Origin of the sequence: Tamlana crocina, assembly GCA_040429635.1 — a bacterium.
In the GTDB taxonomy this organism is placed as follows: Bacteria; Bacteroidota; Bacteroidia; order Flavobacteriales; family Flavobacteriaceae; genus Flavisericum; species Flavisericum crocinum.
Genome location: CP158972.1, coordinates 2762456 through 2779905 on the forward strand (window position 1 = coordinate 2762456; position 17450 = coordinate 2779905).

A 17450-nucleotide genomic window follows, 5' to 3' on the forward strand; every position below is an offset into this window, starting at 1 on the left:
TACCCTACCAGCCATTATTTTGCTCAAGTTCAGGAAACTTTAAAGTCTCAGCATTTGGGATTGGCATATAAATAGATTTAAAGTCTCTTCTTTCAATGGATGGTAACTCCACATAATTACTTCCATCATAAAAATAACCTTTTGCTGTTTCATTTAGTGACACTCCCCATCTTCTAAGGTCCCAGAACCTGTGTCCTTCAAAACTTAGCTCTATACGTCGTTCATTTCTAATAAGTTCTCTCATAGCTTCTTTAGTAGTAATAGACCCTATGTAGTTATCTGGCGAAATACCGGCTCTTTCACGAATTGCTGTTATAATACTACGCGCAGACATTCCCTTAACCTGATGGTCAGGCCCTCCAATTTCATTAGCGGCTTCTGCTAAAATTAAAAATAATTCTGTGTATCTAAAGTACACATCAGCATGTGGTTTTCCACTTTTAGTTCCGTCACTATTGATTCTAACATCTGGTTGTAATAATTTTTTAAGGTAATATCCAGTAGTTGTAGATCGTTCAGGAATAGAATCTAACCTATTTATTCCTCCGCCAAGACCAGTATTGATAGTTCCGCCACCAAAAGAAGATCCATTAAGAACTACATATTTATCCAGCCTCGGGTCTCTATTAGCATACGGATTTTGTGGATCAAAGCCATTAGCTTGAATGGCAGGAGTTCCGTCCATCATTGGGAATGCCATTACAAAATTATGTGTTGGATTAATTTCCCCTCTACCATTTACAGAAGGTGGAAACATTCTTTCTTCATAAGTTGAGCTATTACCACCAATAGAACCGCGCCAAAGGGATTCTATACTCTTTATGTTATCATCTGATGTATAAAACTCAATACCATTTGGATCTAAACCAGAAACTCCTCCTATAGTTTCTAAAACAGAAGCTGCGTTTTCTGCTGCAATTTCATAGTAATTTCCTTGGCCATTTAAAAATGCTGGACTTGCTGCAAAAAGAGCTAAACGCGCTTTTAAGGCTCTTACAATTCTACCTGATATACGTAAATTATTTTGAGCACCATTTACCCTTCTGTAAACATTAATATCTATACCGTCATATTTGTCATCACTTGGACTCTCACTATAGTCTGTTGGCAACAACTCTAATGCATCGTCAAAGTCTTTCATAATGGCTTGAACAGTAGCCTCAAATGACAAACGGGGTACATTAAAATTACCATCAGCTTCAATAAACTCAGTGAAATACGGAATACCTAACAACTCTCCAGAAGCATTTTTTCCTGCATGTGCCTGAAGCACATAAAAATGATGCAATGCTCTTAGCGCTAATGCTTCACCTTTCAAGCGGTCATTAAATAAATTGTTTGTCACCTCATCTAAACTCCAAGCTATTTCTCCCGCGTTAACAATTTGTAAAAATTTATTTACCCAAAGTACCTGTTCATAATTATTCCATCGGGCAGCTGGGTTAAATTGAGCTGTTAACTCACCTTTCGCGATTCTTTTATAACCGTTAGTCAATTGATTATTAACAGCATCATCAGTTGCAGCTTCAGAAAAGGAATACTGATCTACCAAACCTGTATATGCATTTAACAAAATGCCTTCTGCAGCTGCAGGGTTTGAATTTACAAAATCAAAGTCTGGTCTATTCTCATCGATAGGCTCAAAGGTATCGCAAGCAATCATGCCTGTGAATACCAACACAATTAATATATATTTTATTAAATTTTTCATTTTATTTCTCTATATTTTTATTGTATTAAAATGACATTCTTAAACCAAGGGTATACGCTCTAGCTTGAGGCGTACCGCCAATAGTTAATTGACGAATATCTCTGTTCTTAGCGACTTCAAAAAGATTAGTTCCTTGAATATTTAAACTAAAATCATCCAAACCTAATCTATTACATAAATCATCAGTAAATTCATAAGTTAACTGAGCACGGGTAATCTCAAAGAAATTGTTGTTGTACAACCAAAAGGTGGATGTTTTAAAGTTGTTTTGATTACTCTGTGAAGATAATCTTGGGTATGTTGCTGTACTGGCCGTTGCTGGTGTCCAACGTCCTATAGCTACTTCAGAGTATTTGTTGTTTCCGTTAGCTTCATAATAATTGTTAAAACTATTACTTAACTTGTTAGCATCGCCCCCTGTTTGTCCCGTTCCAAGTATAAACAGATTAAATGCTTTATACTTTAAGTTTAGGTTTACACCATAAGTAAAAGGGCTACTAGTCTGTCCTATAGCTACATTGTCATCATTATCAATAATATCATCACCGTTTTGATCTAGGTATTTTATATCACCAGGTTGCACCTCGCCAAATTGAGGTACTGGCAAACCAGCATTTAAATTACCGCTTGCATCAAAATCAGCCTCAGAATAAAAGCCTCCATCAACCAATCCAAAAATTGTAGAAAGCTCTTTTCCTACTCTATTTTGGTAATCAAACTCGTTTGTTTCAGAGCGTTTTAATGCTTCTGTTTGACTATACAAAATATTGGCTCCTATACCAACTTTAAAATCGTTAATGGTTTTATTGAAATTTATCCCCAATTCAAAACCAGTATATAAATTGTTATTGAAATTATCATATGGCCTAAACGCGTTATAAAAAGAAGGATATTGATCTTGCAAGAATGTTAATTGTTTGTCAAGTTCTGTTCTAAAATAATTAGCTTCTATCCAAAGTGAATTCATTAAATAAGTTTCAAAACCTAAATTGAAATCTATTCGTTCTTCAAAGCCTAGGTTAGGATTTGCACCTTGTGATAGGACTTGTCTAGAGTTACTAGACCCATCTGCCCAAACAAAATTACCTCCTCGGGAATAATTTTCATCATATAAATAGTAATTGCTAGCACCATTATCAACAGTCCCATTATCATTAAGAGCTGTAATACCCTGATCTGATTTTATAATGCCTCCTGTAGCTTTTAACTTCAAATAGTTTATAAATTTACTATCTTTTAAAAACGGCTCTTCACTTAAAATATATGCTAAACCAAATGTTGGTGCTAAACCGTTTCTATTACCTTCAGGTAATTTAATAGAATGTGTATAGGCAGCAGTAAAATCAACAAACACTTTTTTCTTGAAATCATAAGTCATTTGCAACCCTAAGTGGGAATCTATATTAGTTTGGATTACATTGTTACTCTTTTCCGAATTATAATATCCTAAAAAGGTCGTGTTTATAGAGTTGTTCTGATCGATATTTTTCTGATAATTTACCAATCCATAGAAACCAAATCGGGATACAAATCCATTAGTACTAACATTTTCTGTTAGATCTTTCAAGTCCTCTCCATAAATTCGAGAATCATCTGTTATATCAGGTGTTAAAGGATCATTATCATGATCAACTCTACCAAAATTTGCTATTCTATCTCCATTCCATTCTGGTGCATAGGTTTTAAATTGATTATTTATTGATAAGTTATAAGAATCATAAAAATCAAAACTTAAATAAGTTTTAGCAGATAAGCCTTTTGTTATTTTGCTTAAATCAAAATTAAGTGAGTTATTAAACTGTGTAGAACGAAACACAGTATTTCGATACCCACCCGCTATTGCCAAGGCAATAGGTGCGTCTAGTTGCAGTTCTTGCGAAGTTCCCAAAAGCATTCCATTAAATAAACTAGCTGCCTGTAATTGACCTGCAACTGTTTCATCACTTGTATCTACTAAATTTGCAGGTAAGAATGGTGAATAAGCATTAGGCTTTAAAGTTGTACCCGCACTTAACAAATTAGCCCTAGAACCCTTATTTGAGCTAATAACTGCGATACCATCAAGACTACTTGTAATCCAATCGTTTATTTTAAAATCTATATTACCCCTTAGATTAAAACGGTTCGTGCCTGCATTGATATCATCATTTATATTTACCCAGTCTTCGTTACGATTCCATCCAACATTAACGTAGTACTGATTTTTATCATTTCCACCAGAAAACTCAGATATAATACTTGTAGTACTAATAAAAGGTTGCACATATTCACTTGAATATAAATCTACATCAGGATATTTGTATTTGTTTGAACCTGACCTAAAATTTTGAATAAGTGCTGAATCATAAAAATTATCTAATCCATCATTATTTCTTGCTTCATTAAAAAGTTGCATGTAGGCAGCTGAACTCAAATAGTTAGGCAAGGCTATTGGCACACTAATTCCAGTACGTACATTAACGTTAATTTCTTTTTTATTTATTTTTCCGCGCTTGGTGTTAATCACAATAACACCATTTCTACCTTGACTACCATATAATGCCACCGCATTAGCGTCTTTAAGAACCGTTATCTGCTCAACCTCTTCCATATTCAAAATATTTGGGTCACGGCCAATTACACCATCAATAACAAAAACGGCGTTCCCTAAACCTCTCACATTATCGGAGCCTCTTACCCCTAAGGTTAGGCCGTTAATGTAATTCCTTACCCATTGGGTATTGTCATAGGTTAAACGGTCTCTTGTGTTTATTGTTGAAACCGCTCCTACAATTTCACGGCGATCTTTGGTAGTAACACCCATCTTAATTTCGTCATCTTCAGTCGCCAAGAATGGAGATTTTACTAAAGTAATGTTTTTAGTGAAATCAGCCTCATTAATGAGTTCCGATTCATAACCCTTTTTTTGTATTACTAAAGACTCATCATCATCTATGGCAATTAGAAATTTTCCATTAACATCTGTTGACGTTCGAACGCCTTTAGATCCAAAAACATTAACATCACTTAGTGGATTCCCTTGTTCATCGACCACGGTTGCTGATACCTTTTTACCTTTTGTTTGTGCTGTTGCAATATTGCTTAAGCAAAACAACATTAAACAAGCTAGAGTAAACAACCTATATAATTTATTTATCTTCATTTTTTTCTTTATATTAATTAAAACGAATTTGTACAAGATTACCATCCTGGGTTCTGAGGGAAGCCCTCGTAAATTTGCGTTTGAGAAGGCTCAAATGGCACCCAATAGTGTTTAGGGTATTCACATACTCTTTCTTTAAGAATTACTGGCGCAAAACTAGAATGATCTTCAGGGAAATTTAAACCATATTTTATTTTATATCTATCTAAATGTGCTACTCCCCAACGACGAATATCTACCCATCTATGTGCTTCATAGCTTAATTCTACAGCTCTTTCTCTTCTAAGCTCATCCATAAAACTATTTCTATTAGATACAATACTTGGGAGGACGTGAGGCACACCAGCTCTATCACGGAATTTATTAATAGCTCCCTCAGCCGTTAACGACGGGTAAGAAGCTGGTGCTGAGGTTGCTCCTTTAGAAGCATGTAATGCCTCTGCGTACATTAAGTAAACATCCGTTAGTCTCATGTGCAATAGCGCACCAACATATGTATTAAGAGGCCCATTCCATTGACTAGCAAACTCTCCATTGATTATCGGATAAAACTTTGCTTGCATATACCCCGTTTTATTGTTTAGAGCACTTTCTCTGGTATCAATGGTATTGTCTCTATGAAAGCCTTTATCGGCCTGACTCACATACCAAAGTTGAGCAAATTCGTGCCTTGCTTTATTAGATCCAGTAGCACTTGGAGATAACACTTGTCCATCAATAATATGCCATTTGTAAAAACGTGGGTCACGATTGTCAAAAGGGTTTAATGGATCATAACCACTATTTGGGTGTTCTGTTGAAAGACCATTAGCCATTCCAAAATTATTGTGAATAAAATTATGTGTTGGATCAACAGTTTCTGAAAGTGCGTTATGTACAGATCTAGGGACTCCTGCCAACGTAAAAGCTAGGATATCTCTGTTATTACTTCCAGTAGCTGAAAATATAAACTCTGTACTCCCCGGCAAAGTTCTTGGTGCTGGTGATTTCCAAAACACTTCTTCTAATTCTTCCAATGTAGTTGCTAAACGATAACGTCCTTGGTCGGCTAATTTAAGAATCCCTGAAAAAGCATCAACAGCCATATCACATAATTCGGTATCATACTCATAAGTGTTTATACCCGGTTGATTGTTAAAATGCATTAATGGGCTTGCCGCCAAAAGCAAATTTTTACCCTGAAAAGCATAGGCCGCACCCTTAGTAACCCTCATTTTATTCTCTCCTAATGTTCGTTGCCCATAAGGCTCGTCGTCCCAATTTACTGGCAATAACTCGATGGCTTTCTTATAATCTTCATTGACTGCTAAAGCACATTCTTTATAAGTTTCTGGCCGTGGTATGGATATTTCTCCAGCGTACACTTCCGTTATATGAGGAAAACGCCCCCAAAATTTCATTATCTCATTATGGAAAAATGCTCTAAAAAAATAAGCTTGCCCTAATATAACATCTCTTTCGTCTTGAGTGGCATTTACCATTAAGCCTTTATTTTCAACATTATCAATTACAATATTAGCTTTACGAATTCCTCGCAGACTACCATCCCAAACACCTGGTCTTCTACTGGCAAATTGGTTATTAATATTAATTGCCGGACTATCAAAACTATTATTTTGCCAATTATATAAGTAACTATAGCTTCCTAGGTCATTTAAACTTCCTTCATCAATTTTCCAACCTGCTTTAAAAGATCTACTTGTAAACGTATCGTCTCCATATAAGAAATCTTGAAAGGTGTGCGATCCTCTTTCATAAGGAACCACCAAGGTGTACATTTCTTCAACAAAACCTTGTGCGTTCTTAAAAGTTGAAAAAACTTCTTCTTCATCCAATACTGATTCAGGAGCTATATCCAAGTAGTCTTCGCAGGAAAAGAAGAACATCAGCCCCAAAAATACTCCTAATATTATTTTATAGTTTTTCATTATTTTTTTTTTTTAAAAATTCATATTAAAACCAAAGTTGATTCTTTTTAAGGTAGGATAATCTCCTCTGGATTCAGCACTACTATCATTATTAAACTCTCGATCATCTGGTAAGTTAGACCATAAAAACAAGTTATTACCATTCACAAAAAGGTTCAATTTCTTAAGACCTAGCTTTTCGCATGTTTTACTTGGCACGTCATAAGATAGGCTTACGGCTTTCAATCTTGTTAATGAGCCGTCTAACCAAGCATCTCTAGGGTTGGTATCACCCGCGACACCCACTGCTGGTTGAGTATCTGTGTTGCTAGGCGTATCTACAGTCCAATAATCTAAATCTTGCGTAAAAATTAAAGGTGTTCCTTGTGCAAACGTATTGTTTGCAAAACGTCTGTTCGCATTTTGCGTTCCATACAATTGTGCTGAGACAGTCCAACCTTTGTAACTCGCCCCTAATGTAGCCGCCCAAGTTCTTAAAGGACTCTCTGGATAGCCAAAAGGCGCTCTATCAAAATCACCGTTAAAAATACCATCACCGTCAAAATCAACAACATCATAATACCCTACTCGAGTTAGGCTCTGATTTAAAGTTTGAGGTGTTGACATATAGACATCATCCCAGCTCGTTAATATTCCTGCAGGAATGGGAGTTCTTTGTTGATTTATTGCATACCCGGCCTTACGCAAATGTTCTTGTAAGAATAATGGGTCGTCTTCTAATACAACTAAACCTTTTGACTGTGTAAAGTTGAAATTACCAAAAACATTTAAACCATTATCGAATGTGTATGTAGATGCAAGAACGACCTCGAAACCTTTTACCTCTGTTTTTCCTCTATTAAAATCGGGAGGTGTTTGCCCAAACCAATCAGGCACATTACGGTTTCTACCAAGAATAACAATATCGTCGCGGTTTTCTGCAAAATAATCCATTTCACCTGATAACAAACCATTAAATATAGAGAATTCTGCACCTATATTATATTTAACAGCAGTTTCCCATTGAAGATCGGGATTGCCAACAATCGACTCTCTATACCAAGTATAAGGAGATTTTCCCCCAGTAAAATTGCTTGGTACTAAATATGAAGAATTACCACTAGCCCATTGGCTTAAATACTTGAATCTCCCACCTGAATTGTCATCTCCAACAAGCCCGTAAGACCCTCTTAACTTCAATTTAGTCAACCAATCAGCATCTTCCAAAAAAGCTTCGTTAGAAGGCGTCCATCCTAAGGCTACTGAAGGGAAAAGATCAAAACGATAACCTGGACCAAATTTTTCGGAACCATTGTACGCGCCGTTTATATCGAAAAAGTATCGTGAATCGTAGTCATAAGTAACCCTTCCTACCCAATCCTCACGTCTTCTCGGGAACTGGCTACCTGTAGCACTTTCCTGTCTTCTTACTAGAAACAGAGCTGTAAAGTTATGCTTGTCGGCAAATGTTCTATTATAATTTAAAGAAAAATCATAAACCAACTGTCGTGCTCTACCAGTACTAGTACTGGTATCTTCTACTTGTGAAGGCGTTAAAGTCCATGGTGCTTGAACATAATCAAATTGATTCACACCAGTTGGATTACCATCTAAAACCTCTTCACCATCAATAGTGTATCGTTTTATAAGAGAACCTCCATCGTTTAAAGACTGCTCACTCCGCATATTGTTATCAAGAGAAAATCGTCCTTTAAACGACAAACCATCTGTTATAAAATCTAAATTTTGTTTCAATATAAAATCTGTATTTACTTGAAAGTTCGTATAGGTATCATATCCTGTAGCCGACAAACTTCGAAGTGAGTTCCTAAAAATATCAACATTTTGATCATCACCATAATAACCATCTGGATATATAGGTTGGAAAAGGTTTGGTGGAATAAAGTAAATTCCATTTGTTACATTACCTATTCTGGCTGGTTCTTCTCTGATCCCTAAGTAACCGGAAAGATTTACAGACAACTCTGTGGTTTTTGTAATATTAAAATCAATATTACTTCTGTAGTTAAATCGCTCATAACTGAATTCACCTACATATCCTCTACCGTTGTCATATTTACCTCCGTCAAAAATATCTTCGACAGTTTGATATGCTAAACTACCAAAATATTTGGCCGTTTTATTACCACCACGTACCGATAAATTAATCCTATAATCTTGTGCATAATCTTTTAAGAGTTCATCCTCCCAATCTACATTAGGATAAGCAAAACTTTCCTCTAAACTTGATGGGTTGCGATATCTTTCTAGAATGGCCCCCGGGGTATAATTATTCCATGAAGCTGGAGCCACAGCTACCCCTCTTAAAATAGCGCTATTAACTTGCTGTATTGCATCATAGGAATCTAGCTTTGTAGGTAATTGAGAAACAAATTTAATTGTTGAATTCACATTTAACGACAACTCCGCTTTACCAGTTTGCCCTCTTTTGGTTGTAATCAAAATCACACCATTGGCTCCCTCAACACCAAAAACTGCTGTTGCAGAAGCATCCTTTAATACAGATAGGTTTTCAACGTCGTTCATATCAATGTCTGACATTTGTCTCTTAACCCCATCTACAAGTATTAGAGGGCCGCCATCACCATTAATTGAACTATTTCCTCGAATGGTAATTCTCGTATTAGATGCCCCAGGAGTACCACTACCCTGTATGGCAGTAACCCCAGGCAAATTACCCTGCAATGCCTCTTCAATATTAGAAATACCAGCTGCTCTTTCCATCAAATCCTCTCCTTTTACTTGAACAATTGCCGCAACTACACTCTCTTTTTTCTGAGTACCGTAACCTACTACTATTACTTCATCTAGACTTGCTATGTCTTCCTCTAGAACAACATTTATAGTTGTTCTCCCATTAACAGGAACTTCTTTAGCTTGATATCCAACATATGAAAACTGCAAAACACTTGCTCCTCCAGCTTCGATGCTATATTTTCCGTCAAAATCAGTGACTGCCCCCTTAGTGGTACCTTTTACTATAACTGTAGCCCCAGGCAATGGAAATCCGTCAGCACTCACAGTCCCTTCAACCGTCTGGGCATTTGTCATAGCCATACAGCATATTATCAAACCAGCTGCAATTAAAATTCGCCTAATGTCTGGCGTTAGCTTTTGTTTCATTTTTAATTTCATAAATTTAGTTCATAAATTAGTTTTACAAATGTAATTGTTAAAATATCTTAAATCTGTCCTGTGTTGTAAGGGCTTTTTACAATACGCAATCCATGAGCACTTCTTTACTCCTCAAAATTAAGCAACCTAAGGGGTGCATCTGTACGCAAAAGTGGTTTAAAAGTCCCGATTTCTGTTGATTATACGAAAGCAAAGGATTTCAATGAAAACATATTTAGTATACTTAAATACTCTATAACTCTATTAAGCATTTAAAGGTTAAGTAAATATCCTATAAAACTCTGAAATTATCGACTTTTTCCAGGTAACTTGCAGTAAAATATCATTGATGATTAAAAATTATAAAGTTTGCCCCCTTACATCTGTTAAGAAAATTATTAGTCAAAAAATCCTAGCTTTTTATTTTGTTGGAATTAAGATAGTCTTGAAATTTTATTTTTCAGAACTTAACCACAAAATCATTTTCAGGACAGTTAAGCTTTGGTCATTGCATATTGAGCATGGCTCTTCCACACACAATTTTCAAGGTAGTTCTTAATATCATATTGTTTAGTTTAAATTTGAAGTTTCTAAAGTACAAACTAAAAATTGATGGCCTGTCCTGTATTGTCATGATAAACTCAAACAATACAAAACAAGAGACAATAAATTAAATCTAAACCCTTAATTTTCAAGAAATACTGTCATTAGTGCAATTAAACTTGAAATATTTGTTTTTAAGATGAAATAGTATATATCGCCATACTTTCTTTTTATTATGACTCTTACTGCATCTTGCTTTCACTCTTCGAAAACTCAACCATAGGGAAAAAAATCAACGATCGAAAACTAAGGGATAATTGACATGCTGACAAGTAATATGTATTATAAACATCCTACTATATCATACTGAAACTGTCAACTCATTATAATTTTAGATATTCGTACATTGACAATAAGAAGTCTCAAAAAAACACCAAAGTTCAATTTCGCTTTTTGTAACCGTATAGCAATCATAGGGCCCTAAATAATCAGAAAATCTTCCAATCAGGATAAAACAGGACAACACCTTTAAATTAATAATATATTTTTGTAAAAAAACATTTTTTATGAAAAAAGTATATCTTATTTACAGACCATTATCGATTGTAGCATTAGTTGTTTTTGTATCCGTATTTTCTTGTACAAAAGATGGGCTTGGGCTCTCTGAAGACATATTAGTATTTGATGACAGTACAGATTCAGATTCAGATTCAGATTCAGTTGTTGCTATTGATGAAGATACAGGTTCTTTCACGATATGTAACCCGGACGGTGAAAATGCTACAAGAACATCAAACGATTTACCAAACCCTGTTAATGTAGGAACTATTGACGACAGGACTTGTTATGCGAATTATAAAGAAACTGTTATTGATGGTGTTACATGGGGAATATACAATATAACTGACGGTTCAAACAAATTTGATACCACTTTACAACCTCGAATGGAACGCTCATTACCCATTGCTAACTCTAACGTAGGGTCATTTGTTAAATTTACAGGAGACTTTAGAATTCTTGAAGTGGGTGATGCAGGCTCTTTTAGTCAAGATGGCACATACATTGCACAAGCCAAAGGTCAGCATACTGGTGGTGGCGGTTCTGCAGACCCAGCAATTTGCTTATATTTAGCTAAACCCATTTATGGCACTGGTGAAAATGCAGACAAGCAAATAGCATTCGATATATATGCAGAACGTATCTTGGAACGTGGTGGAGAAGGTAATGGTAGAGAGGTTGTTCTATTAAAAAGGGTTAATAAAAACGAAATAACTTCTTTTGAGTTAGAGGTTGGTTTTAAAGTGGACCCTAGCGATTCTGCTAAAAAGATACACTATTGTAATGCGATAATTGGTGACGAAGCATTTAATTGGGATATTCCTTCCCCTGAAAGAGGAACGCAATCAAAAATTAGATATGGTGCTTATAGAGTCAAAGGAGGTAGAGCTCAAATTAGATGGAGTAATACTACACATGAAAAAGTTGAGATGTAATATGATTAACTTTTTCATTGAAAAACAAGAAAGCTGTAAAAATTAATTTTTGATTTTTTTGAGGTCTATGCCAAATTTAAAATTGGTAAAATTTAGTTTCTACTTTCATAATAGGGTTTTATATCACAAATACGATTGTAATCGCCTCCAGTTGTACTACATGTTCTCAAAAAAGCTGTCTTTGCCAGTTCTGTAGTTTTAAAACCATCACAATAAACAAGCTCGCCCTTTAATATTTTGAATAGGCACTCAGCACCTGAATTATCCCAACAGGCACCTTCACAAAACACAAAAACCCTTGTAAACATGAGGGTTTTGTTGTATATAGAGGTATAAATAACCCCCGAAAACGGCCAAAAAGGGTCGAAAACGGGGTTTTCAGTTTCTATTAAAATGGAAATACAAAGAATTTCTGACCTACAAGGTCGTCTTTCCCTTTTTCCCCCCAGTGAAGATTATGACCTTTTCTACGCGCGCTTTTTAGAGGGCAATCTCGGAAAAATCCATCAAGCGATTCCTTGGGATGATTTAGTTTTACAATTTAAGGTCAAAGAACAAAAATTGGGCAACAGCATGTTGTTCGGTCCACGCGGTCGTTTAGCCCCAATGTTTTTAAAACACTATGCAGGCTGTTCGGACAGGAAGCTCATGGAACAGATTTTGAGTCTCAATTACAAAAACATAACAATATTGATTTTACTGCCCAATATTACCGCAGAGTAGTCACTGTAAAACAAGTGTACGAGCAACAAAGCAGCTATTTTAAAACAGGCCAAAAGATAAAAGACCGCATTGTAAGCATATCCAAAGATTACCTGCGCCCTATAGTAAGAGGTAAAGAAACAAAACCCGTGGAGTTTGGAGCCAAGGTCAATAAATTACAGATAGACGCCACCAACAAGAACCGAAGTTTTGTAACCAAGCACCAGATAAAGACCGATTTTAAGCGCAAGGGAAAATTACCGAAAGACCACCAAGGTGGAAACAGGCTAAAAGCAGCCATAACAAAAGAAAGAGCTTCACGATTAGAAGGTAGTTTTGGTAAAGAAAAGGAACATTGCCACCTCAAAGAAATCAAGGCGAAAACAAAACCAAATGAAATGTTATGGGTCTTCTTTGGCATACATACTGCCAATGCCTTAGAAATGGGAAGGCGAATGCAAAACGCCCCAAAGCAAGTCGCTTAAAAAAAAGTGATTTCCATTAATGGGGAACGTGCGCCGTGACGTTAAAAAAACACATGCCTTTTGTGTATTTAATTTTCTTTTTTATCGCTAGCCAAAGGAAAACTGTCAAAGGGAAGTATTGAAAACAAAAAATAGCACCAAAATATAATTAATGATGCTATTTTCTGAATGTGCCCCAACAATCCCCCTTCTGTTAATGGATTGGACTACCAACGGGTGGATTTAATAAATGCCCTAAATGTTTTTGAGGCGTACTGTAATCCCAAGGTCTGAATCAAAAATCGAATTGTTACTTATATTTTATTTACCAGTGGCCATTTTATTTTACATGTCGGCACAACATTTAGGTAACATGCAGGCCTGTGGTCAATGACCACAGAATTACTTACCCGTCAAACAAATCAATCATGGTCGTTAGGTATAGCCAACCTTGGGTGGTCTTTGTCTGGATGTATGTAATATCCCTGACCCAAGCTTCGTTTGACCTAATGAGGTTAAAGTCTCTGTTCAGTAGGTTTTTGAAAACAGGATAATTGTGATTGGAATCTGTCGCAGCCTTTAACTCCCTTATATATTTGACTGCCCCAATTCCATCATAATTTTAGCCACTCTGTACCTCGATATACTGTAAGCTGTTCCAAAATTCTGGGCTTTAAATATCGTTTTTCATGGTTTCTAAGATATTTTGTAACAAACAGTCTTAAATTTTATGCCTAAGTAAAGACAACAACTTCTACAGTACCCTTATACCAAGACTAAACACCAAGTTCAAATTACCCCACAGAAATACTAACTTCTATAAGCTTTGCTTCATTAAAGAATACTTCAAAAGGCAGTGCTTCTACCCCAGGCACCATGTTAAAAGTTCTTTTGCCTTCAAGAGCTTTGATTTTAATCGGTGCGTTTGCCTTTATTGTAACTAAGCCTTCTGGTTTTTGAACTGTAATTTCAGTGTCACTCACCGTTGTTACTACTTCATTATTTGATGAAACAATTGGCAATACAAAAGCTGTAGGAGAAGTAATTTCTTGATTCGTTTTAGCCAAAATAGTTGTTCCATTGGCGCTGCATCTATAGGTAATATCAAAATCGTTTGCAGTTCCTTCTACTAATTCTCTATCTCCATTTTTCAATTTTACATCGGCAACCAAATCTACAATACCATCTGTATCTTTTGTGGCTACAGTAGCAGGTAAATCGTATAAATTGGTATACCAAACCTCATCTTTAAAAGTTTCTATACGCGGCGTTAAGCAAATGTCCTTTCCTGGTTGTACTTGTTGGTTATTCTTTTCAACCATTTCATATTTTGCCATACTTGCGGCACAGATTAAACCAACTTTATTGTGATACAAAATACCTAAACTACCACCTGACGCTTGCCTAAAATCTTCTTTGTAATGGTATTCGGCATCATAAGCACTTACCGTTCCCCTCCAATCACCTCTGGCAAATAAGTACACATCTAAATCTTTAAAATGTGTTACACCGTCTGCAGTGGCTCTCGGCAACTCTGTGTTTGTATTTATTTCAGGAAGATGCTCCCAATGGTCTAAAAGCGCTGTTAAAGGTTTTGCATGTGTAAAGGTATGGTGAATACAGGGTAAAATACCTGCAGACACGTAATGCGGTCCGCCATGAATTAGACCATCTGATGTACATTGTTTTAAAAGCTCTGTGTTTTTTACAGCGGCTGTTCCAAAAGCGGGATTGATGTGCGCCATCATACCGAATGCTGGTTGACTGCCATCACAAGTTCTACTACCCCAATAGGTCCATTTGTACATGCGGTTACCCCAGCTGTTGTCCCAACCACCATCTGGCATCATAAATTCTAGGTGACTATTTAAAGATTTGGTTAATATTTGTATTAACTCCTCATCGTTATGTTTCAAAGCATACATCACCAAACTATTTAAAGTTTCCTCTACGTTATATCCCAAATCTACACCATGCAGACCTTTTTCACTTAGTTTACTGGAACTCTTTTTACATTCACCAAACAACAATCCTTCATTAGCTGTGAAATACGATTTTACTTCTGACGCCAATGCTTTACTCTTTTCCTTAAAGTCATCTCTTTTTAAAACATCTCCTATTAAATCTAAACCATAGACTGCCGTACCTGGGTAATTGATATTTGTAAAATCAATTGTAAAGGTATCGTGTATATACTGTCCTGCTTTTTCAAGACGCGTCATCCAAGATATATGAGTTTCTTCATCTAAAACATGACCATGATAATGTAATGCTTCGGCCAAAGCAATGGCACCAAATACGGTTATCCCCTTCCATGATTTAGGGTTAGTAATCACCGTCCAACTACCATCTTCTTGAGACACATTGTTTTCAGCCCAAAGCATCACTAATTTAGCTCCTTTTATATACTTTTCATCGCCAGTTTTATCTGCCATATACAAAAACGGATACACCGCATCCATACAGCGTCCGTGTATATGTTCGCATGACGGACAATCTAAAGCACCATGCAGTTCTAAATTAGATGGCTCAAATATTTGTTGCTTCAACATACCTTCACACCATTCATCTAATAAACTAGAAATCAGGTTTTTAAATTCCAATGAATGTTCTGAATGGTTTTCACATGAATTAAAAAGCCCTGAAATTGGTAGTGTAAGCCCCACACCTGCCAAGGTTGATAATTGTATAAAATTGCGTCTTTTCATTTAGCGTATAACGAGTTTAGAATGGTACTCCCTATTATCGTCTCCAAATACTTTTAATAAATATAAGCCAGATTGAAGATTTTTATCATTGCGGATTAACATTTTTCCATTACTGATAGTTTCATCTAAAACCAACTCACCTAAAATATTATACAACTTAACGCTTACTTTGCTTGAATTACTCAGTGTAACAGAAAACTCACCGTTTGTTGGATTGGGAAATACTTTTAAAGATGATGAAAAGTTGGTATCACCAAGACTTAAGCTTTCCGCAATGAGTTGCCATTTACTTCTATCATCAGTAGCAAGAGCTTCTATATTAGTAACGTTACCTCCTACTTCGTGGTATATAAACCTTCCACTGCTACCGGCTTCTAACCTATAAGTGTTGTCTGATTCGTTATAATGTACGGTCCATACTTTATCACCATCACTTGCTGGAGGGGCTTTGGCGGTACTAACAACCGCATAGGCTCCTCCAGAAAACCCAGAACCTGTGGCTCTCAAGATGCCGTAGCTCTCACTATCGATGTTATAAAAAGCGCCACTTTCAACAAAGTTCCAACGCGTGTTTTCTGCTTCATTTGAATCACTCATGGTAACGGGTGTTGCTCCAGCACCGGCATCGGTTAAAAATTTCCCTGTTGCCACGTTTTTTAAACTGTATACCTCACCGGTTAAACCAGGGCTGCTGTTATCTGCAACTTCTTCCTTTTGGTAGGTAGTATTTGCCCATCTAATTTGAGCTCTACCTCCTTTGACTCTATAAGCACCATATCTAATACCAGATTCTGTACCTCTTTCGGGTCCAGGAATATTCCAATTGAAATCTGTACCCCCAATTTTCGCATTACAATAATGAATTTTCTTCGAGGCATCACTTGGGTCTTGCGCAAAACCCACTTCCAACTCAAAGCTCGTTTCGGCATCTTTAAGAACGTTCTTTAAAAACACGATTTCCCTTCCACTGCCTTCTCCTCCACGAAACAGAATACGCTCGGCATAAATATCGAATGACACCTGTTTACCAGCATTTGTGCCTGTACCATAAACAGGTTTTGCCAAATACAAGCAAATTGCCGGGTCTGGCGAACCACCACCTCCGGTATGTTTTCCTTTGGCTTGCGCAATATAGGTACCATCACCACCAGTACCCGAGGTATCACCAACTTCAAGAATCCTAAATGTTCCTGAGAACTTTGCATAGCTACCCACACCTGTTTCTTGGGATCGGCTTAACGACCTCTCGATTCTAGGTTGCAAACTCGTATCTAAATGATTGGAATTAAAGGTGATATTATATACGCCCCAAGTTTTTCCGTAAACACTGCTTTCTGAATAATCTGCGTAACAACTTCTATCATCTATCATTCCAACGTTAACAGGATTTGGTAAATCTGAAGACGTTCTGGTTGCATTCGTGTATTCAGGTGTACAGCTTAAGTCTGAACTTATATCTTCATCAGGCGCCGTTACTTGAGAGGATACCATATAAGAAGAAAGAGTTAGACTTATAAACAAGATTAATTTAATTGTAATTTTTTTCATAGCTATATTAAGTTACAATTTATATGACGCATAGTCATTCTACTAATTTAATAACAGCCTCTTAAACCTCTATCCTGTATTATCATGGTTTAACAAA

General features: G+C 36.3%; 9 protein-coding genes. 3 read left to right on the top strand and 6 right to left on the bottom strand.

The features are described 5' to 3' along the window. Positions 1–4 precede the first annotated feature (4 nt). The 4 genes from ABI125_12120 to ABI125_12135 are packed head-to-tail and all read right to left on the bottom strand — an operon-like array spanning position 5 to position 9904. On the bottom strand, positions 5–1711 hold the full coding sequence (locus ABI125_12120; GenBank protein ID XCF05469.1) for a RagB/SusD family nutrient uptake outer membrane protein: 1707 nt from the start codon (positions 1709–1711) through the stop codon (positions 5–7). A 25-nt stretch (positions 1712–1736) separates the two neighbouring features. Beyond that, positions 1737–4889: a SusC/RagA family TonB-linked outer membrane protein gene (locus ABI125_12125; protein XCF05470.1), complete on the bottom strand. Its 3153-nt coding sequence runs from the start codon at positions 4887–4889 to the stop codon at positions 1737–1739. 2 nt (positions 4890–4891) lie between these two features. Beyond that, positions 4892–6781 (bottom strand): RagB/SusD family nutrient uptake outer membrane protein, encoded by a 1890-nt coding sequence (locus tag ABI125_12130; protein ID XCF05471.1) that lies wholly within the window; start codon positions 6779–6781, stop codon positions 4892–4894. A gap of 12 nt (positions 6782–6793) precedes the next feature. Further along, a complete protein-coding gene (locus tag ABI125_12135; protein ID XCF05472.1) occupies positions 6794–9904 on the bottom strand; it encodes a TonB-dependent receptor in 3111 nt (1036 codons plus the stop codon). 1100 nt (positions 9905–11004) lie between these two features. On the opposite strand from ABI125_12135, the gene ABI125_12140 reads away from it, so the two are divergent. The 3 genes from ABI125_12140 to ABI125_12150 all read left to right on the top strand — a co-directional run bounded on the left by ABI125_12140 (position 11005) and on the right by ABI125_12150 (position 13118). Continuing rightward, positions 11005–11931, top strand: coding sequence for a hypothetical protein (locus tag ABI125_12140; protein XCF05473.1), 927 nt, complete (start codon positions 11005–11007; stop codon positions 11929–11931). 393 nt (positions 11932–12324) lie between these two features. Further along, positions 12325–12654, top strand: a complete 330-nt coding sequence (locus tag ABI125_12145) for a hypothetical protein (protein XCF05474.1) — start codon at positions 12325–12327, stop codon at positions 12652–12654. A gap of 14 nt (positions 12655–12668) precedes the next feature. Next, complete coding sequence (locus ABI125_12150) at positions 12669–13118, top strand: hypothetical protein (protein ID XCF05475.1); 450 nt, start codon at positions 12669–12671, stop codon at positions 13116–13118. Positions 13119–13891: 773 nt separating this feature from the next. Here ABI125_12150 and ABI125_12155 read toward each other — a convergent pair. Both ABI125_12155 and ABI125_12160 read right to left on the bottom strand, forming a co-directional pair. Continuing rightward, on the bottom strand, positions 13892–15805 hold the full coding sequence (locus ABI125_12155; GenBank protein XCF05476.1) for a hypothetical protein: 1914 nt from the start codon (positions 15803–15805) through the stop codon (positions 13892–13894). Beyond that, complete coding sequence (locus ABI125_12160) at positions 15806–17353, bottom strand: T9SS type A sorting domain-containing protein (GenBank protein XCF05477.1); 1548 nt, start codon at positions 17351–17353, stop codon at positions 15806–15808. Positions 17354–17450 lie beyond the last annotated feature (97 nt).